Genomic DNA, 19342 nt, shown 5'->3' with positions numbered 1-19342 from the left:
AATAGCATTGTTCGCGTATAGAGTCGCCCCATGCACAGTCCGCTTGAGAATCCAGCCTTCATCGATGCCATCGTAATCCTCGGCGCCGCCGGGATCGTTATTCCGGCCTTCGCCCGATTTCGCATCACCCCGATCATCGGCTTCATTCTGGTCGGCGTTCTGCTCGGTCCTTCCGGGCTCGGGTCACTTGGAGATCAATATAGCTGGCTGCAATATGTCACGATCAACGATCGCGAGACCATCGAACCATTTGCTGAAATGGGGATCATATTATTGCTTTTCTCCATCGGGCTTGAACTCTCGTTCAAGCGTCTATGGTCCTTGCGCCGTCTTGTTTTCGGCGTAGGCGCGGCGGAATTGCTGGCTTCCGGTCTGCTCATCGGCTCCGTTCTATATCTTCTCGGCCAAAATTCTGCGGGCGCACTGGGCCTCGGGCTGGCCCTTGCCCTGTCCTCGACCGCATTGGTCCTGCCGATGTCGGGCACCAAAAGTCCGGTCGGACGGGCCGCTCTGGCCATGCTCCTGTTCGAGGACGTCGCCATTGTTCCGATCATCTTCCTGCTCGGCGCCATTTCCCCGGCGATCACCGCCGATGGTGGGTGGGACGATCTGGGGCGCACGCTGCTGATGGGCGGTGCCGTGATCATCGGCATGCTGGTGCTCGGCCGGCTGCTGCTGCCGCGCATATTCGCGCAGGCCGCCCGAACCAAGAGCCCGGAACTGTTTCTTGCGGTGAGCCTGCTGGTGATCATTCTCGCCAGTCTTGCCACCGGTGCAACCGGATTGTCGCCGATCGTGGGTGCCCTGCTGGCCGGCCTGCTGATTGCGGAAACCGAATATCACGGTGAAGTGGAAGTCATTACCCAGCCCTTCAAGGGCCTGGCATTGGGCGTCTTCCTGATCACGGTGGGCATGCAGATCGATATAAGGGTGATCATGGCCAACTGGTCGGATCTGCTGATCGCGGTTGTCGGCGTCGTGTTGATCAAGGCCATCGTCACCAGCAGCCTGTTGCGTTTTGCCGGCGCGCGACCGGGCACTGCAACCGAAGCCGGCGTCCTGATGTCCAGCCCGTCCGAAACGACCCTGATCGTTCTCGCCGCAGCAACACAGGCGCAGCTGATCCAGCCACAGACCGCCGCCTTCTGGCAGATCGTGACCGCCATCGGACTGACCATCACCCCGCTGCTCGCCCGCTTTGGCCACGACATCGCTCGGCGGATGGAAATGCGCAGCGACGGCGGTGCAGCGGCCGATGAAAAACCGGTTGAAGCGCAGCAGACCATCATCATCGGCTTTGGCCGGGTCGGCAAGCTGATCGCCGATCTGCTGACCACCCATGACCAGAAATATCTCGCCGTTGAAACCAATATCGATACGGTCGCGAAAGCACGGCGCGAGGGCTATCCGATCATGTTCGGCAATGTGGCGCGCAACGAAATGCTCGACCGGTTGCGGCTGGGCCACGCCAAGGCGCTGGTTCTGACCATGGATGAACCGGTGCTGTCGGTGCAGATCGTCAAGAAGGTGCGCGCCTGGGTACCAGACCTGCCAATCATCGCAAGAGCGCGGGACATTGAACATGCCGCTGAACTTTATCAGGCCGGCGCAACCAATGCCGTGCCCGAAGCGCTTGAGGGCTCGTTGCAACTGTCGGAGGCGGTTCTGGTTGAAAATGGCGTGGCCATGGGCCCCGTTATCGCCTCGATCCATGAAGTCCGGGACATTTACCGGAAAAGAATTCAGGAAGAAGGTGACCTGGAATATGAACCCAAGCTAAAATCTATGTCGACATCAACCGGCCAGGCGACCGCCGACGATCTGGTGCCCGACGGCCTTAGCCCGCAAGAACAGACCTGATAGCAGCGATCGCGTCATCGGCCTTGGCACCATCGGGACCACCGCCCTGCGCCATGTCCGGACGGCCACCACCGCCCTTGCCACCAACCGCAACCACGCCAGCCTGAACCAGATCCACCGCGCTGAAACGGTCGGTCAGATCTGCAGTTACGCCGACCGCGACCGTCGCCCGGCCATCGTTCACCGCCACCAGCGCGCTCACGCCGCTCGACAGTTTCTGCTTCGCCTGATCGACAAGACCGCGCAATTCCTTGGGATTTAGACCCTGAATGACCTGTCCGGCAAACGCGATATCACCAATGGTTTCCGTTTCCGCTGCCTTCGCGCCGCCGCCATCACCGGCCAGCGCCAGCGCTTTCTTTGCTTCGGTCAGCTCCCGTTCCAGCTTCTTGCGTTCGTCGACCAGAGCCGCAACACGCTCGACCGCCTCGTCGGGCGAAGCTTTCAATGTGCCGGCAATCGACTTCAGCTTGGCATCGCGATCCAGCAGCCACAGCCGTGCGGCCTCGCCGGTCAGCGCTTCGATTCTGCGCACACCGCTAGCGACCGCGGATTCGGAAATGATGGTCATCAGGCCGATATCGCCCAGTGCCTGGACATGGGTGCCGCCGCAAAGTTCGACCGAATAATCGCGATCGACATCCCGCCCCATCGACAGCACGCGAACCTCGTCGCCATATTTTTCGCCGAACAGGGCCAGTGCGCCCGCCGCCACCGCATCATCCGGACTCATCAGTCTTGTGGTCACCGCACTGTTGCCCCGAATCTGCGCGTTCACATCCGCTTCCACGGCCTGTATCTCGGCCTCGGTCAGTGCCGAGACATGGGAAAAATCGAAGCGCAGGCGATCGGGCGCAACCAGACTACCCTTTTGCGTCACATGATCACCCAGATGATGGCGCAGGGCCTTGTGCAGCAAATGGGTGGCGCTGTGATTGGCGCGCAGCGCGCTACGCCGTTCTTTATCAACAACCAGATGGACGCTGTCACCGACCGACACCGAGCCCGAACGGATTTCAATCTGGTGGGCGTGCAGCCGTCCCAGCGGTTTTCTCGTATCGGTCACGTTCGCTGCGAATCCGTCTTCACCGGATATTTCGCCAGCATCGCCCATCTGGCCGCCGCTTTCGCCGTAAAATGGCGTCTGGTTGGTCAGCAGGGTGACTGTGTCACCGCTCTGCGCGCTTTCGATTTCGGCACCATCCCTGACCAGAGCGACAACAACGCCCTCGCCTTCCTCGGCTGTATAGCCGGTAAATTCAGTGCTGCCCTCGCGCTCGGCAATGTCGAACCAGACGGTGTCGGACGCCTGGTCACCGGAGCCTTTCCACGCGGCACGGGCAGCGGCCTTCTGCTCGGCCATCGCCTTGTCGAAACCTTCACGGTCGACGCCCAGCGATTTGGCGCGCAGCGCATCTTCGGTCAGATCATAGGGGAAGCCATAAGTGTCATAGAGCTTGAACGCCGTTGCGCCGGGCAGGACATCGCCCTCGCCCATATCGACGATTTCCGCGTCAAGGAGCTTCAGGCCATTGGCCAGTGTCTGTCGAAAATTGGTTTCCTCGCGCAGCAACGTCTCCTCGATAAGCGGTTGCGCGCGGATCAGTTCAGGGAAGGCATTGCCCATTTCGCCAGTCAGCGACCCGACCATCCGGTGCATCAACGGATCCTGCGCGCCGAGCAAATGGGCATGGCGCATCGCTCGCCGCATGATCCGGCGCAGCACATACCCGCGGCCCTCGTTGGATGGCAGTACGCCATCAGCGACCAGAAAGGACGAGGCGCGCAGATGATCGGCGATCACCCGGTGGCTGGCCTGGTTTTCTCCGGTCGTGGCGGTGCCGGTGAGCGCGCCGGATTCGGCGATGAGCGCCTTGAACAGGTCGATGTCATAATTATCGTGCACGCCCTGCATGACCGCGGCCACACGTTCCAGCCCCATGCCGGTATCGATCGACGGTTTGGGCAGATCGACGCGGTCACCCTCGCCGCGCTGGTCATATTGCATGAACACGAGATTCCATATCTCGACAAAGCGATCACCATCCTCGTCGGGACTGCCCGGAGGACCACCGAATATATGCTCGCCATGGTCGTAGAAGATTTCGCTGCACGGACCGCACGGGCCGGTATCGCCCATCGACCAGAAATTGTCATTGGTCGCAATCCGGATGATCCGCTCATCCGGCAGGCCGGCAATTTTCTTCCACAGATCGAAGGCTTCGTCGTCGGTGTGATAGACGGTCACGGTTAACCGGTCGGGCGATATACCCCAGATCTTGGTGACCAGCGTCCAGGCATGGATGATCGCCTGTTCCTTGAAATAATCGCCGAAGGAAAAATTCCCGAGCATTTCGAAAAACGTGTGATGCCGCGCGGTATAGCCGACATTGTCGAGATCGTTATGCTTGCCGCCAGCACGCACGCATTTCTGGCTGGACGTAGCCGTCGCATAAGGACTCTTCTCTGCGCCGGTGAAGATATTCTTGAACGGGACCATCCCGGCATTGATGAACATCAGCGTCGGATCATTATAGGGAATGAGCGGCGACGACGGCACAATCTCGTGACCTGCGGCCGCGAAATAGTCGAGAAAAGACCGTCTTATATCATTGGTTGTTTGCATGAAATCGACTTAGGCGACCGATGTGCCGTTGACAATCCCGAGAATGGATCAAAAGCTAATCGCGCCAGCAGGTAACCCGCGTGGTCTCTCCGTCCGCCGGCGATGGACTGATACCGATTGAGGCATATCCTTCGAGACCCTCGATATCCCTCGCCTCGCCGATCGGAGGCAAATTCCACCCCCGCTGGTTCCAGACCGCTCGCACCTCTTCCGGACTATCCTGAAAAACAAGAGAAAAATTATACGGTCCCCGCTCTATCCCGAAATAGAGATGAAAGCCCGAGAGCTTCAACCCGTGCCAGTTGACCGGTACATCGAGTTCCAGATGATGTTCGATATTCCCCGAAACCGTTTGCAGGATGGACAGATCCAGATTCTGGCCCGCCATCATCTCGACGATCTTCTGAAACCCGTTGTTCGGCGCACAATCGGGAGAAAAGCCAATCTGCTCTGCCCGGAATATATTTCCGCTGTCCGGCACTGGCTCAGCGCCGGTCCCGGCGAGCGACGTGAGACCCAGAAGCAGTAATCCGTCAAGCATAAGCATAAGGCCCGCCCTTCTCGAGTGCCGTCTGATATTGTGGACGGGAATGTATGCGCTCGAGATAGGCCATCAGATTGGGATAGCGCCGATCCAGCCCGGCCCGCGATTGACACGCTTCGAGCGGGAAGCTCATCATAATATCCGCTGCGGTCAACTGATCACCTGCGAAATAGTCTCGGTTCGCCAGTTCGCTTTCCAGCCAGACCAGAATGTCGGTGACCATCTGTCCTACGGGCTTGCGCGCCGGCAAGCCCAGCAGGCCAAGACGTCCGACCACCAGCAAGCCGTAGAGCGGCGGCATCATCGATCCTTCAGCAAAGTGGAGATACTGGTTATATAACCGTGCCCCCTTTTTATCAGCAGGAGCGCCTAGTTTTCCGCCAGCCTTCTCTACCAGATATTCGGCGATAACCGCAGTCTCGATAATGACCTCGGCGTCATCCTCGATCATCGGGGATTTGCCGAGTGGATGAATGGCTTTCAGACTATCCGGTGCTTTTTGGGTTTTGGGATCGCGCTCATAGCGCTTGATTTCATAAGGCAGGCCGAGTTCTTCGAGCAGCCAGAGAATTCGCTGTGACCGGCTATTTTCGAGATGGTGAACGATGATGGTCATTGGCAATGGCCTTCCGATAGGTTTGGCATCTGTTTAGGCTAATGCGATGAAGCGTCTTTATCGACGAGATGTCAACCGTTTCGCCGTGAGGCGCCCGTAGATGTATCGGCCATTCCAAATATAAAAACGGGCCGTCCTAGCAGTCGGGGGACAGAAGGACGGCCCTATGCCAGAGATCGCCTCGGGGGAGAGTGATCCGGCAAAACCTGTGATAAATTTAATTCTTCGTGCCGGCATCAACCGGAGACGGCACGACAAGAGGCAGGTCCGTCAAATCGGCGGCCACAGACCCCGGTCTGACGGCATAATCACCTATTTTCCATCATCGCCGTCATCGGCCTTGCCAATCGGACCGGTCATCATTTCTTCCGCCACTTCTTCCTGTTTGCCGCGAATCTGGTTTTCCAGCTTCGCCATCATTTCCGGATTCTCCAGAAGGAAGCGCTTTGAATTCTCGCGTCCCTGCCCGATGCGGACCGAGTCATAGGAGAACCATGCACCGGATTTTTCAACCACACCGGCTTTCACGCCAAGATCGATAATCTCGCCAACCTTGGAAATGCCCTGGCCGTACATGATGTCAAATTCGACCTGTTTGAACGGCGGCGCAACCTTGTTCTTGACGATTTTGACGCGGGTCGAGTTGCCGACAATGTCGTCGCGTTCCTTGATCTGGCCGGTGCGCCGGATGTCCAGCCGGACCGATGCATAGAATTTCAGCGCGTTGCCGCCCGAGGTGGTTTCCGGATTGCCGTACATCACGCCGATTTTCATACGGATCTGGTTGATGAAGATTACCATGCATTTGGAACGGCTGATCGAGCCGGTCAGCTTGCGCAGCGCCTGACTCATCAGGCGCGCCTGCAGACCGACATGGGTGTCACCCATTTCACCTTCGATTTCCGCGCGCGGTACCAGCGCGGCAACCGAGTCGACCACCAAAATGTCAATCGCATTGGACCGGACCAGCGTATCGGTGATTTCCAGCGCCTGCTCACCGGTATCTGGCTGGGAGATGATCAGTTCGTCGGTATTGACGCCGAGCGCCTTGGCATAAACGGGATCGAGCGCATGTTCCGCGTCCACAAAAGCGGCGGTGCCGCCGTTCTTCTGTGCTTCGGCGATGACGTGCAAAGCCAGCGTTGTCTTGCCCGAGCTTTCCGGCCCGTAAACCTCAATCACGCGTCCTTTAGGCAATCCCCCGATGCCCAGCGCGATATCCAGTCCCAGACTGCCCGTGGAAATGGCTTCCACTTCCAATGCCTTGCGCTGGCCCAGCTTCATTGCCGAGCCCTTTCCGAAAGCGCGGTCGATCTGCGCCAATGCTGCGTCTAGCGCCTTTTGTCTGTCTGATGAGTTCAACTGATTTTCCGATTCTACGACTTTTAAATTGCCGGCCATTTGCCTGTCCCCTTCGCTAAATGCTTAACCATCATCAATCAATGATTGAGATTATGTACCGCATTTGTTCTTAAAGAACAAGAAGAGAACATGTATTTTTAACGACAACAATAATATACTGAAAAGGTTAGAAAATATTCCGGATCTCTAGTCCTGTTTGGCATGTTCGGCCAATGTTTGTCCGACCGCTTCGGCAATTTGTGCCACCGAAAATGGCTTGGGCAGAAAATTCACCTTGTCGAGATCGATTGATTTGCGCAATTGCTCCTCCGCATAGCCCGACATGAACAGGATCGGCAACGCCGGGAAATTTCTGCGGACATGCTTTGCCATCGTCGGGCCGTCCATATTCGGCATAACCACATCGGAAACGATCAGGTCGAACTGCTCGTCCTCGTCAACCTGCGCCGCAAGCAGGCCGAGGGCTTCTTCACCCTCGCTGGCGGTTACAACCGTATAGCCTTGACGCGTCAGGGCCCGCTCGGCGACAGCGCGCACCATATCCTCGTCCTCGACCAGCAATATATGCGCGCTGCCCCACAATTCCTTTTTCGCCGTTGCCTTCACCGGCTGCGAATCGAGCGTTGCCCGGTCCAGGCCTTCCTTCGTCGGTTTGTGAACCGGGAAATAGATCGAGAAGGTAGTGCCCTCGCCCGGCTTCGAGTCAGCGAATATATAGCCGCCTGACTGCTTGATGATTCCATACACTGTCGACAGGCCGAGACCGGTCCCCTTCCCGACCGCCTTGGTGGTGAAAAACGGTTCGAAAATCTTGCCGATCACATGCGGCGGGATACCGTTGCCGGAATCGGAGAAGATCAAAGCCGTGTAGTCGCCCACCGGCAGGATATCGCTTTTCAGCTCCTGGACATCGGTGGCCATCACTGCCTGGGTCGAGATCGAGATCTTGCCGCCATTGGGCATAGCGTCGCGGGCATTGACGCCAAGATTGATGATCACCTGCTCGAGCTGTCCCGGATCGGCGCGCACCAGTCCGAGATTGCGGCCGTGCCGCACCTCCAGCTCGATCGTCTCGTCGAGCAGCCGCTTGAGCAGGTTGGAGACATCGGCAACCACGTCGGGCAGTTGCAGCACCTGCGGCCGCAGCGTCTGCTGGCGCGAAAAAGCGAGCAATTGCCGGGTCAGGCCGGCCGCTCGGTTGCTGTTATTCTTGACCTGCTGGATATCGTCATAGTCGCTGTCCCCCGGCGCGTGGCGCAGCAGCATCAGGTCGCAATGGCCGATGATGGCGGTCAGGATATTATTGAAATCATGAGCGACGCCACCGGCAAGCTGGCCAACTGCCTGCATCTTGGTTGCCTGCGCCACCTGGCTCTTCAGCTTTGATTCCTCGCTATTGTCGCGGATCGAGAGCAGCACCGCCGCTTCGCCAAGCCCCCGCACACCGGCAATACCCAGCGCCACGGGTTCCTCGCCGCCGTTGCGCAGCCGTACCGCCAGATCGCCGGCCAGCGGCGGGCCGCTAGCATAGCGCCGCACCGCATCGGAAACCGCCGACTTGTCATCGCGGATCATCAGGTCGCCGGGATAAAGCGGCTGCTCCTTCTCGCCTATACCGGCGGTCTTGGCAAATGCCTCGTTGAGAAACAGGAAACGCCCGTCGCGATCGGTCAGGGCCAGACCCAACGGCAGCAGCGACAGCATCGATTCCACCTGTTCGAGCGCCTTCCCGCGTTCGACCATGCCGCCGTCGTCGTCGATCAGCAGGATCAGCGCCGGTCCCTTTTCCTTTTCCCGGTCTAGTGGAACGTGGAAAAGGCGCACCGGCGTGCCATGCCGTCCCTCGCGCTCGAAAAAGATCGTGCCCTTGTCATCGGAACGCAGGAAATTGATAAAATTGCGGCCGGTTATATTGGCATCCACCTGGCCGGTTGCGCGCAACGCAAAAGCCTGGTTGGAGGCCCTGATCCGTCCTTCGCCACCGATCACGCTGGCCAATATGCCGACTTCCGAAAAGGCCCGGCCGCCGCCACCACTGACGAGACTGATCATCTCGTCGAGCAAATCCGCCCGGATTTGCGGTATCATCTGCCAGAGCAGATATTCCTCGCCCTGCCCCGCGCGGACAACTTTCGCGTTATATTCCGCCACGCCGCGCTTCAGTCCCTCGGCATAGCCGCGGCCATCGCGCCAGGCCGTCCGCCCGGCCGCCGCGAGCAGTTCGTTGCCCCCCGCCTGCAACGGCAGTTCGGGTGGAATCGCTGCACCATTGAACCATTTGGTAAAAAGCTCGTTGGCACAGACCAGCCGGCCGGCCCGGTCGGTAATCGCCAGGCCAATAGCCGACTGATCGGCGACCATTCGGGTAACCGCCCAGTCGTCGGGATCCGCCTGATCCTGATCGGTGGCGACATGTTCCGGGCGCAGGACATAGGCCACGCCGGCCAGACTGAGCACCAGCGCCAGAAACGCGATCAGCAGCGTGATATTCTGTACCTGCCAGTAAAGGAGTCCTGCGGACGCCAATATTGCAATCACCAGAACGAGGGCCCGCATCCGCACGTCATTCTGCATCTTGCGCGTGCTGGGGTTCAGCAATCCCGACTTGTGCTGCGCCTTACTCGCCATCATCCGTCCCGTCGGCGATGATCTTGCTCAACCGCCCTTTCCGTTTCCGGCCGATCCACCAGCGCCAGCCAAAGGAACTCACGAGATAGCCGACAGCAGCAAAAAATATCGCAAACAACAGAAACCCGAACGCGGTCACCCCTGCTTCGCGGCCCAGCCAGCTCAGCCATTGGCCGAACTCGCTCTGGATATGGGTGTTGATCGGCTGGCTTGACGTGAGGGCATCTATCTGCAGGGCAAATTTGCCGGTCTGGTTGGCCGCAGCGATCCAGAACGGATAGGTCAGTGGATTGGTGATGAATGTCGTTATCGCCGCAATCGGGACATTGGCGCGCACGGGCAACGCCAGAAAGACCGCCGCAAATATCTGCCCCACCGGGACCAGAAAGGCTGCCAGCATTCCGAGGGCAACCCCGCGCGGTACCGAGCGACGGGTGAAGCGCCACAATTCCGAACGCAAAAAGCGGTGGGCAATCGGCTTGAGATATTTGTTCCGCTCCATCGCCGCGCGGGTCGGCATCTTGCGCTGGAACCAATGGACCACATACATGATCAAACGCGCCGCAAAATCCTTGTCTCGGATATTGGGCCTGGGATCAGCCATGATCGCGCATCAGCCGGCCCTGCTGCCTTTTCCAGTCGCGATCCTTTTCGGTCTGCCGCTTGTCCGGCGCTTTCTTGCCCTTGGCCAGAGCCAGTTCCAGCTTCGCCCGTCCCTTGCTGTTGAAATAGATGGACAGTGGCACAATCGTCATGCCCTTGCGCATGACCGCGCCGTGCAGCTTGTTTATTTCGCGTCGGCTGAGCAGCAACTTGCGCGGCCGCGTCGGTGTGTGATTGTGCCGGTTGCCATGGCTCCATTCCGGAATATTGGCGTTGACCAGCCAGACTTCTTCGTCCTTCACCTCAGCATAGCTTTCGGCAATCGACCCCGACCCGAAGCGCAGCGATTTTACTTCCGTACCGGTCAGCATGATCCCGGCCTCGAACTTGTCTTCCAGAAAATAGTCATAACGCGCACGCCGGTTCTCGGCGACGACCTTCTGCTTGTCAAATTCTACCGGCCGCGGTTTTGCCATCAGACCAGCCCAGCCCCTTCCAGAGCAGCGTCGACAGCGTTGCGGCTGGCTTCGGACGGCGGCGTCATCGGCAAACGCAGATCGGTCGAGAAATCCTCGAGCACCCGCGACATGGCATATTTGATCGGACCAGGCGAAGCATCGGAGAACAGCGCCTTGTGCAGGGGATAGAGTACATCGTTGAGCTCGCGCGCCTTGGCATAATCGCCAGCGGCACAGGCAGCCTGGAACTCGGCACATAATTTCGGCGCGACATTGGCGGTCACCGATATGCATCCGATACCGCCGGCGGCGTTAAACGCCAGCGACAGCTCGTCGACACCGGACAGCATGACAAAATCATCGGCACAGCTTAACCGGTGCGCGGTAACCCGGTCCAGATCGCCGCTGGCATCCTTGATCGCCACCACACCGGGCAGTTTCGACAAGGCCGCGACCGTGTCGGGCATGATATCCGTCACGGTGCGCGCCGGAACATTGTAGAGCACCAGAGGCAGATCGGTCTTTTGCGTCAGCGTGGTAAAATGCGCGGTAATGCCCTCCTGATTGGGCCGGTTATAATAAGGCGCAACCACCAGACCCGCTGTTGCGCCGCATTTCTCCGAAAAATTCAGGTGGAGCAGTGCGTTGGTCGTATCATTGGAACCGCAGCCGGCGATAACCGGCACCCGGCCGGCTGCCTGTTCAATACATATTTCGATCACCCGGTGATGCTCCGCATTGGACAATGTAGAAGCCTCTCCGGTGGTCCCGCAGGGCACCAGGGCACTGCTGCCCTGATCGATTTGCCAGTCCACCAGAGCGCGAAACTGATCTTCGGCAAACGATCCGTCGCGAAAGGGAGTCGCCAGAGCCGGTATTGAACCCGAGAACATCTATTAATCCTTTATATTTGCCTTGGAAATGGGCAAAGCTGCCACCAAGTCATTTTCATTATTAACGGTGATATAGTTCGCCGTTCAGCGCCTGATAAGGAGCCTAGCCGTAAAATGTCCAGCATGGTATCAAGATTTGTTATAGCGGCACTGCTTTTCAGCCCCGCCACCTGCATGGCCGCCGACAATATCGGCGAACAGATGGGCTGGCAAAACGAAAGTGCGGGCCTGTCCGATCCGACTGGCGGCAATGCGGTTCTGGGGCTGCAGCGTTGGCGTGTGCTGACGCAGTCCGACAATTATTCCTTCGAGGATTATGCTGGCTTTCTGGTAACTTTCCCGGGCTGGCCCGAAGACACGAGAATGCAGCGTAACGCCGAACAGGCAATCAATATCAACAGCTTTTCCCCTGCCCGCGTGCTCGCTTTCTTCAGTCGATTCGAACCGATAACCAATGCCGGCGCGGCCAAATTTGCGGTTGCCCTGCAGGCGACCGGTCAGCGGGAGCTTGCCGAAAAATGGGCCAGAACGGCCTGGCGTGGCGGCACTCTGACTGACGAGGACGAGGCAGCACTGCTCTCGCGTTTCAGTTCGGCGTTCAGCATCGAGGATCATGACGCGCGCATGGACGCGCTATTATGGGCCAGGGCGACACGCGATGCGGCGCGACAACTTGGATTTACCTCGCCCGCACGCCGCCCGGTGTTCCAGGCGAGACTGGCCCAGCTCACCGAATCCTACGATGCCAATGACCAGGCCAGCGCGGTTGGCGGCATCGCTCGCGACGACGCCGGCTATCTGGCCGATCGCGCCCGCTATTTGCGCAATCAGGGACAAAGCGCGGCGGCGCGCCAATTGCTTGCCATCCGTCCGCCACTGCGCGTCAAACCCGCCTCGCCGGAAACCTGGTTCGAGGCAATGCTGATCAATGCCAAAGCCGCTGCCAATGACCGGCAATGGTCGACGGCCTATAATATCGCCTCGAAGATCGAGGATGCCTATGCCGTGCCGACACGGATCGCTGACGAGAATTCGCGTGTGCGGGACAAATATTCCGATCTCGCCTGGATTGCTGGCACAGCGGCGCTGAACGGTCTGCGCCAGCCCGCCATGGCGGTACGGATGTTTGATCTGTACGCGCAATCCTATGACTCGCCGAATATAACCTCCAAGGGCTATTACTGGGCGGGCCGCGCCGCTGCCGAAGCGGGCCAGGCCGAACAGGCAAATGCCTATTTCGAGAAAGCCGCAGCTTTTCCGGACTATTTCTACGGCCAATTGTCGCTGGAACGGCTCGGACGTCCGCTGCCGGAATTCAACCGCAAGCCGGCGATCGAAATAACCGAAGAAGACCGCAAGGCCTATGACAGCGAGCCACTTGTAATCGCGGCCAAGGCTTCGATCCGCACCGGTCCGTGGAAAGAGCAGATCCGGTTTCACCGGGCACTCGCCTATAATGCCAAGACAGCCAAGGACTATCTGCTGCTCAGCGATCTCTCAACCCGTATCGGGGCCCGAGATCTCGGCGTGATCAAGGGCATCAGCGCGCTGAGCGCCGGTGTCGGAGCAATCGACGAGACATCCTTCCCGACCATGCCGGTGCCGTTTGGCCATGAAAGCACCTGGACGCTGATTCACGCGATTACCCGGCAGGAAAGCCAGTTTGCCGAAGGCGCGATCAGCCATGCCGGCGCGCGCGGCCTGATGCAGCTGATGCCCGGTACCGCCCGCGAACAATCCGGCAAGGCGAACCTGTCCTATAATCTCTCGTCGCTGACCGATGATCCGCAATATAATATCCAGTTGGGAAGCGGCTATATCCAGAGGATGATGGACTATTACGGCGGCAGCTATCCGCTCGCGATTGCAGCCTATAACGCCGGCCCCGGCAATGTGAACAAATGGCTCCGCGCCAACGGCGACCCGCGCACGGGCGGCATCGACTGGATCGAGTGGATCGAGGACATTCCGATTTCCGAGACCCGCAACTATGTCAAACGCGTGCTGGAAAATGCAGTCGTTTACGACACGAAAAACCCTCGAGGCCCGACGATCCGCAGCGACACGCCACTGACACGCTATATAGGCAAGAATTACAAGGGTTGAGCGATCGGGCACGCTCGCAAGCTTCTATGGCCGATTCGGCCCGTAAACCAGCATCGGATCATGCGGCAGGCAGCACCGGCATGACATTCGGAATATCGCGCGAATGCAGGACCCGCGAATTTCGGAATCACCTGTAACCTGCCCGCCTGTCTTCGCGAATAGAGTGCAGGTTCAGATATTTTGGAGAATTCATGCCCCAGACGTCCCGCGGAATAGCGATATCGCTATCCATCATGCTGCTGCTCAGCGTAGCAACGCAATTGCTCTATATCATAACCCTGAAGGGCGTCGGGATTGTCGAAGGCTGGCCGCTGCGATCAACCATCTGGACCACGGAAATCCTCCTGTTTACCGGTATTACGATCGCTTCGCTTGCCGCTCTGGTGCGATCGCCATCCATGCAATGGGGCTGGGCCGCTCTTGCCGTGGCCGGGATGATAAATATCGTCCAGTCCGGTATCGGCCTGTCGATGTTTCTGCCAGCCGCCAAAGCCGGTCCCGAGTTCGCACCGCTGATGGGCACGCTGCTCGCCGGGTCTTTCCTGTTCTACAATCTCGCCAAGGCGATAATCGGACTGACGGCGTTTCTTTTCGGACTGACGCTGTTCGGCAGCGACAAGACGAAAGTTCGGGTGGTCGGCCTGATCGCAATGGCAGCCGGAGCTATCGCAACCATCCTGAACATAGCCGCGGTCTATCTGGGGCTAGGCGCAGTGCCTTTGGCCGGAGCCAGCGGCGCTATTGCGACATTTTTGGCAGCTGGAACAATCTGGCTGTCGGCGCCCGCGGCGGAATGAAACCGGTCGCGACATAGTCCAAGGAAAATTGGCGCGACAATCGTTATTCTTCCACCGCGTAGCCGAAGGCCTTATGCGCCAGTTCGACCAGCTCCGGATCAGCCTCCGGCAAATGATCCGGCAGCGCCGCTTCCAATGCATCTGCGACATGGGTCATGGCTGCAATGCGGGCGGACTTCTTGTCGTTTCCGGCAATCACCTTCCATGGCGCCCAGCGGGTGTCGGTATATTGGAACATGTCGTCCATCGCCTCAAGATAATCGTCGCGCCTTTCCCGGTTGCGAAAATCCTCGGCGGTAATCTTCCAGCGCTTGTGCGGTGTGTCGAGCCTTTTGGCCAGACGCTTGTCCTGCTCTTCCTGCGTGGTGTGGAAGAACAGCTTCACCAGATTGGTGCCGCCGTCGATCTGCTGCGCTTCAAATTCGTTGATCTCGTCATAGGCGCGTTTCCAGTCGGCCGGATCACAAAAGCCCTCCACACGCTCGACCAGCACCCGGCCGTACCAGCTGCGATCAAACACGCCGATTTCGCGGCTGCCCGGCAATTTCTGCCAGAAACGCCAGAGAAAGTGACGGTCTTTTTCTTCCTTGCTCGGTGCGCCGATCGGCCAGACATCATAATAGCGCGGATCCCATTCGCCGGTCATCCGGCGGATCGTACCGCCCTTGCCCGCTGCGTCCCATCCCTCAAAGACGAGGATCGAGCGGCTGCCGTGAATGATATGCTTGAAATGGACATGCGCCAGCCGGTCCTGCAGCGCTTTCAGCGCCTCGCTATAATCGCCGTCAAACTTCTCGTCGGATTCATAGTCGGACAGATCTATGGTCATTCTCACTCCGTTCGCCATATATGTACCAGAGCCGGGACGGCGAGGCACGATCGGTGGTATCTTTCGCATTTGAAGAGCCTTTGACAAGCTCGGTCCAGGCAGGTCAATCTATATCAGACGCGCCCACAGGGCCATTCGCTTAACCACAACCATCGGTGCTGATGTCACAAATCTCCGGTCTGACGCAATTCCCAATCGCCCAAGGCTTGCCGATGATCGTTAACGCGCCGCAAGGCTTCCGTCACTTCCGACTTTCCGGGCGAGATCCGGCCCGCCTCATTATAGAGGTCCAGTGCGGCCTCAAGATCGCCGCGCTGTTCCGCGCAAAGACCGCGGTTGAAGCCGAGCGAGATATGCACCTGTCCGTTTGCCGCTGCCTCGTCCCACATCCGGCAGGCTTCGGCCGGATTGCTCTTGGTCATCCTGATCGCAGCCTTGAAGAAATTGCTTTCGGTTTTGGTCATGCCTTTGCGACTCTCCAATATACGAATGTCCCGCCGATATTGTTTGGGCGCCAGATCAGCACGAACCGCATTGGCCGTCGCCGAGACCATGTTTCGGATTACCGACTCGCTGCTTGCAAAATCCTCGTCATCGCCGAAACATATCGTCTGTTCATCCGTTTCCGGAAAGCGTTCCGTATAGATTCTCCGGCCATCATCATATCGTGTCACACGCACCTGCGCCCGATAGTCAATGGTCCGGGTCAGGCAGTCCGTCTTGATATTCTTGTGAGTGACGCATCTTCCCTTGTCGTTCCGCTCGACACAACGCCGCCGTTTCGCAGTCGTTTCATATTGCTCGACGCCGGCGGTTACATTGCCGGTAAGCAAGGCATCCGATCGCACCGCCGATCGTCCGTCAAGGATATCGAAATAGGCCTTTCCGAACAGCGTGACCGCCAAAAGACGATCCTCCAATTCAAAGGCCAGAGCCCGGCCGTCACCGCCACCAAAGCGTTCGATGGCGATCGACTGTATTTGCACAAAATCGGGCGAATTGGCTGGTGTCAGGCCCTCGATGGTGAGCACCTCTGCCTGTGCTGCACCTGACAGACCCGATAGCGCCACCAAAGCGGCCATTGTGGTGCTCAATAATCTGATCATGTCCATCCCCGCGCTGCATCTGTTCACAAATATCGGTGTTATTATGAACAGGTCATTAGCCGTTGATGATCAGCTCCGCAATCCGTTTCGGTTCCTGCATCGGCATGAAATGGGTCAGATGGGGCAGATAGACATCGCGGCCTTTGGCAAAAGCGTCGGCCAGCCCGGGAGGTGTTGGTGAACTGGCAAAATCAAACGCGCCATCGCGAGCGAGCTGCGGCGCCCGCAGAACAGTGACCGGCTGCGTGATTGCGTCGATCAGGGGCCACGGATCCACCGTGCCGCTGGTTGCATAGACCGATGCTTCGGTCTGCGGCGGACAGGCTAGGCGATAGCCACCCTGCCCGTCCGGCAGCAAGCCATGCGCGCAATAGTCGCGCAGCACCGCCGGGTCCCACAATTTATAGGGGTGCCGGTCCTTGAACCGCTCGAACATTTCCTCCGGTCCGGTCCAGCTGTTGCGGCGTCTGGCGACCATTTCGTTGGTCGCACTATAATCGGGCGGATTCTGATAGACCGCCCGGTCCATGATGACCGGATCGATCAGGACCAGCCGTTCCAGCAGATCGGGATGGCTGGCCGCAACCTGGACCAGACAATGACCGCCCATACTGTGTCCCGCGCCGACCGCGAAGCGAATGCCGAGCGATTGCACCAGTTCGGCGGTTGCTCCCGCGACAGCGTTCCAGTCGATGATGATTGGCGCGGCGCTGCGGCCGTGACCCAGCTGGTCGACCGCGATGACATGGGTGCCATCGGGGAAGGACTCGATCACCTGATCCCAGCAGCGTGCATGAAAGCCGGTCGCATGAAGCAGCAGCACCGAGGCCCCCTCGCCCCGCTGGCCCCATTCAAAATAGCAGATATCACCATGGGAAGACGCGAAATGATGTTGTTCGGGGATGATACTGGTCAATTCCTAACTCCGTCCGTCTCCGGCATAGCCAGAAGACATGGCCTGCTTCCCAGCGTGTCTCGACTAGGCTTAACACGAACGGAACTGGCTATAATGTTGAGGCTAGCCTTCCTTTGGCGGCTCGACCACCCGGATATGCAGTTCGCGCAACTGTTTCTGCGACACGCCGCTCGGCGCGCTCATCATCAGATCTTCGGCCTTCTGGTTCATCGGGAAGAGGACGACCTCGCGGATATTCGGCTCGTTCGCCAGCATCATCACGATCCGGTCAACGCCCGGCGCGGAGCCACCATGCGGCGGCGCGCCATATTTCAGCGCGTTGATCATGCCGGAAAATTCGGTGTCGACCTGCTCCTTGGTGTAACCGGCGATTTCAAACGCCTTGTACATGATGTCGGGCCGGTGGTTCCGGATCGCGCCGGAGGACAGCTCGATGCCGTTGCAGACAATATCATATTGCCAGGCAAGAATATCGAGCGGGTCCTGATTTTCCAGCGCTTCCAGCTCGCCCTGCGGCATCGAGAACGGGTTGTGCGAGAAATCCAGCTTCTTCAGCTCTTCGTCATATTCGAACATAGGATAGTCGACGATCCAGCAGAATTTAAACGCATTTTCATCGATCAGGCCCAGCTGTTCGGCAGCCCGTGTGCGCGCCAGACCGGCCAGCCTTGCCGCTTCGGCTTCCTTGCCAGCCGCAAAGAACACGCCGTCATCCGGACCACAGCCGAGATCGGCGAGCAGCTTGGCCGTGCCTTCCTCGCCATGATTCTTGGCAATCGGCCCGCCGGCCGCGCCTTCCTTCATGTTGATATAACCGAGGCCCGCGAACCCTTCGCTGCGCGCCCAGTCATTCATCGCGTCAAAGAATTTGCGGCTGTTCTTGCCCGCTTCCGGCGCGACAAAGGCGCGGACGGTGCCGCCCGTAGAGGTAATCTTGTCGAACAGACCGAAGCCGGAGCCCTTGAAATGCTCGCTGACGTCCTGGATGATGATCGGGTTGCGAAGATCCGGCTTGTCATTGCCATATTTCAGCATCGATTCCTTGTAGGGAATGCGCGGAAATTCACCGGCCGGGGTGACCGAGCGGCCATTGGCAAATTCCTCGAACACGCCGGCCAGAACCGGTTCCAGCGTCTGGAATACGTCTTCCTGAGTGACAAAGCTCATTTCAAAGTCGAGCTGGTAAAATTCCCCCGGCGAGCGGTCGGCGCGGGCGTCTTCGTCGCGGAAGCAGGGCGCGATCTGGAAATAGCGGTCGAAACCGGCGACCATCAGCATCTGCTTAAACATTTGCGGTGCCTGCGGCAGCGCGTAGAATTTGCCGGGATGGACGCGGCTCGGCACGAGATAATCGCGCGCGCCTTCCGGGGAGGACGCGGTCAGGATCGGCGTCTGGAATTCGGTAAAGCCCTGCTCGGTCATCCGGTTGCGCAGGCTGGCGATCACCTTGGAACGCAGCATCATATTGGCGTGAACGCTTTCACGGCGCAGGTCGAGGAAACGGTAACGCAGACGGATATCCTCGGGATATTCCTGTTCGCCAAACACCGGCATCGGCAGTTCTTCGGCCGGGCCTTGCATGGACACCGTATCAGCGACCAGCTCGACATCACCGGTCGGCAGATTCTTGTTCACGGTTTCCTCATCGCGGGCGACAACCTTGCCGGTGACCGTCACAACCGATTCAACCCGCGCGCTGTCAAGCAGCTTGAAAGCTTCGCTGCCGGTCTCGCTGACGATCTGGGTCAGACCGAAATGATCGCGCAGATCGACGAACAGCAGATTGCCATGATCGCGCTTGCGATGGATCCAGCCGGACAAACGGACTTCCTCGCCGACGTGCGAAGAGCGGAGCGCGGAACAATTATGGGTGCGATATGCGTGCATGATGGGCCTTTGGAATTGGGTGCTTTCCCAGATGGAAAGATTGCTGGCGTAACACAGGTCTGCGCGCCATTTGTCAAGGCTTGAGATTGTCCGAACGGACCGCAGGCCGCA

The 19342-nt window shown here is 58.7% G+C and carries 15 protein-coding genes; 3 read left to right on the top strand and 12 right to left on the bottom strand.

What is annotated here, in order from left to right; genetic code table 11:
- Positions 1-30 precede the first annotated feature (30 nt).
- The gene (locus BOSE62_RS01830) at positions 31-1860 is read left to right on the top strand and encodes a cation:proton antiporter domain-containing protein (protein ID WP_159640935.1); all 1830 of its coding nucleotides are present in this window, start codon (positions 31-33) and stop codon (positions 1858-1860) included.
- Here BOSE62_RS01830 and alaS read toward each other — a convergent pair.
- The 8 genes from alaS to dapA form a co-directional block, all read right to left on the bottom strand.
- Positions 1838-4486, bottom strand: a complete 2649-nt coding sequence (alaS, locus tag BOSE62_RS01825; RefSeq protein ID WP_159640932.1) for an alanine--tRNA ligase — start codon at positions 4484-4486, stop codon at positions 1838-1840. The two genes, BOSE62_RS01830 and alaS, sit on opposite strands and share 23 nt — an antisense overlap.
- Before the next feature lie 55 nt (positions 4487-4541).
- Positions 4542-5027, bottom strand: a complete 486-nt coding sequence (locus BOSE62_RS01820) for a hypothetical protein (protein WP_159640929.1) — start codon at positions 5025-5027, stop codon at positions 4542-4544.
- Positions 5020-5646 (bottom strand): glutathione S-transferase family protein, encoded by a 627-nt coding sequence (locus tag BOSE62_RS01815; protein ID WP_159640926.1) that lies wholly within the window; start codon positions 5644-5646, stop codon positions 5020-5022. Before BOSE62_RS01815 ends, BOSE62_RS01820 begins: the two co-directional genes overlap by 8 nt.
- Before the next feature lie 312 nt (positions 5647-5958).
- Positions 5959-7047, bottom strand: a complete 1089-nt coding sequence (gene recA, locus BOSE62_RS01810) for a recombinase RecA (protein WP_159640923.1) — start codon at positions 7045-7047, stop codon at positions 5959-5961.
- A 147-nt stretch (positions 7048-7194) separates the two neighbouring features.
- On the bottom strand, positions 7195-9582 hold the full coding sequence (locus tag BOSE62_RS01805; RefSeq protein WP_443028815.1) for a response regulator: 2388 nt from the start codon (positions 9580-9582) through the stop codon (positions 7195-7197).
- A gap of 43 nt (positions 9583-9625) precedes the next feature.
- Positions 9626-10240: a DUF2062 domain-containing protein gene (locus BOSE62_RS01800; RefSeq protein ID WP_236553772.1), complete on the bottom strand. Its 615-nt coding sequence runs from the start codon at positions 10238-10240 to the stop codon at positions 9626-9628.
- Positions 10233-10715, bottom strand: a complete 483-nt coding sequence (gene smpB, locus BOSE62_RS01795) for an SsrA-binding protein SmpB (RefSeq protein WP_159640920.1) — start codon at positions 10713-10715, stop codon at positions 10233-10235. The genes BOSE62_RS01800 and smpB overlap by 8 nt, the downstream gene beginning before the upstream one ends.
- The gene (gene dapA / locus BOSE62_RS01790; protein ID WP_159640917.1) at positions 10715-11590 is read right to left on the bottom strand and encodes a 4-hydroxy-tetrahydrodipicolinate synthase; all 876 of its coding nucleotides are present in this window, start codon (positions 11588-11590) and stop codon (positions 10715-10717) included. The genes smpB and dapA overlap by 1 nt, the downstream gene beginning before the upstream one ends.
- A 114-nt stretch (positions 11591-11704) precedes the next feature.
- Between dapA and BOSE62_RS01785 the strand changes: the two genes are divergently transcribed.
- Both BOSE62_RS01785 and BOSE62_RS01780 read left to right on the top strand, forming a co-directional pair.
- Entirely contained in the window at positions 11705-13696 is a 1992-nt protein-coding gene (locus BOSE62_RS01785) for a lytic transglycosylase domain-containing protein (RefSeq protein WP_159640914.1), read from the top strand.
- Between the two features lie 191 nt (positions 13697-13887).
- Complete coding sequence (locus BOSE62_RS01780; protein WP_159640911.1) at positions 13888-14493, top strand: hypothetical protein; 606 nt, start codon at positions 13888-13890, stop codon at positions 14491-14493.
- A gap of 43 nt (positions 14494-14536) precedes the next feature.
- Here the strand turns inward: BOSE62_RS01780 and BOSE62_RS01775 are convergent, their stop codons facing one another.
- The 4 genes from BOSE62_RS01775 to aspS all read right to left on the bottom strand — a co-directional run bounded on the left by BOSE62_RS01775 (position 14537) and on the right by aspS (position 19231).
- On the bottom strand, positions 14537-15322 hold the full coding sequence (locus tag BOSE62_RS01775) for a polyphosphate kinase 2 family protein (RefSeq protein WP_159640908.1): 786 nt from the start codon (positions 15320-15322) through the stop codon (positions 14537-14539).
- 164 nt (positions 15323-15486) lie between these two features.
- On the bottom strand, positions 15487-16428 hold the full coding sequence (locus BOSE62_RS01770; RefSeq protein WP_159640905.1) for a tetratricopeptide repeat protein: 942 nt from the start codon (positions 16426-16428) through the stop codon (positions 15487-15489).
- A 55-nt stretch (positions 16429-16483) separates the two neighbouring features.
- On the bottom strand, positions 16484-17344 hold the full coding sequence (locus BOSE62_RS01765) for an alpha/beta fold hydrolase (protein WP_236553770.1): 861 nt from the start codon (positions 17342-17344) through the stop codon (positions 16484-16486).
- Between the two features lie 102 nt (positions 17345-17446).
- Positions 17447-19231, bottom strand: coding sequence for an aspartate--tRNA ligase (gene aspS, locus BOSE62_RS01760; protein ID WP_159640902.1), 1785 nt, complete (start codon positions 19229-19231; stop codon positions 17447-17449).
- Positions 19232-19342 lie beyond the last annotated feature (111 nt).

Source organism: Sphingorhabdus sp. 109 (assembly GCF_902506555.1).
GTDB lineage: Bacteria > Pseudomonadota > Alphaproteobacteria > Sphingomonadales > Sphingomonadaceae > Parasphingorhabdus.
This window is presented reverse-complemented; position numbering and strand designations above follow the sequence as displayed.

Excerpts from the sequence above, each read along its gene's own strand:
- smpB (WP_159640920.1), bottom strand. The coding sequence starts at position 10,715 with ATGGCAAAACCGCGGCCGGTAGAATTTGACAAGCAGAAGGTCGTCGCC.
- alaS (WP_159640932.1), bottom strand. The coding sequence starts at position 4,486 with ATGCAAACAACCAATGATATAAGACGGTCTTTTCTCGACTATTTCGCG.
- BOSE62_RS01780 (WP_159640911.1), top strand. The coding sequence starts at position 13,888 with ATGCCCCAGACGTCCCGCGGAATAGCGATATCGCTATCCATCATGCTG.
- aspS (WP_159640902.1), bottom strand. The coding sequence starts at position 19,231 with ATGCACGCATATCGCACCCATAATTGTTCCGCGCTCCGCTCTTCGCAC.
- BOSE62_RS01775 (WP_159640908.1), bottom strand. The coding sequence starts at position 15,322 with ATGACCATAGATCTGTCCGACTATGAATCCGACGAGAAGTTTGACGGC.
- BOSE62_RS01815 (WP_159640926.1), bottom strand. The coding sequence starts at position 5,646 with ATGACCATCATCGTTCACCATCTCGAAAATAGCCGGTCACAGCGAATT.
- BOSE62_RS01770 (WP_159640905.1), bottom strand. The coding sequence starts at position 16,428 with ATGATCAGATTATTGAGCACCACAATGGCCGCTTTGGTGGCGCTATCG.
- BOSE62_RS01820 (WP_159640929.1), bottom strand. The coding sequence starts at position 5,027 with ATGCTTGACGGATTACTGCTTCTGGGTCTCACGTCGCTCGCCGGGACC.
- recA (WP_159640923.1), bottom strand. The coding sequence starts at position 7,047 with ATGGCCGGCAATTTAAAAGTCGTAGAATCGGAAAATCAGTTGAACTCA.
- BOSE62_RS01785 (WP_159640914.1), top strand. The coding sequence starts at position 11,705 with ATGTCCAGCATGGTATCAAGATTTGTTATAGCGGCACTGCTTTTCAGC.
- dapA (WP_159640917.1), bottom strand. The coding sequence starts at position 11,590 with ATGTTCTCGGGTTCAATACCGGCTCTGGCGACTCCCTTTCGCGACGGA.
- BOSE62_RS01800 (WP_236553772.1), bottom strand. The coding sequence starts at position 10,240 with ATGGCTGATCCCAGGCCCAATATCCGAGACAAGGATTTTGCGGCGCGT.
- BOSE62_RS01830 (WP_159640935.1), top strand. The coding sequence starts at position 31 with ATGCACAGTCCGCTTGAGAATCCAGCCTTCATCGATGCCATCGTAATC.
- BOSE62_RS01805 (WP_443028815.1), bottom strand. The coding sequence starts at position 9,582 with ATGCAGAATGACGTGCGGATGCGGGCCCTCGTTCTGGTGATTGCAATA.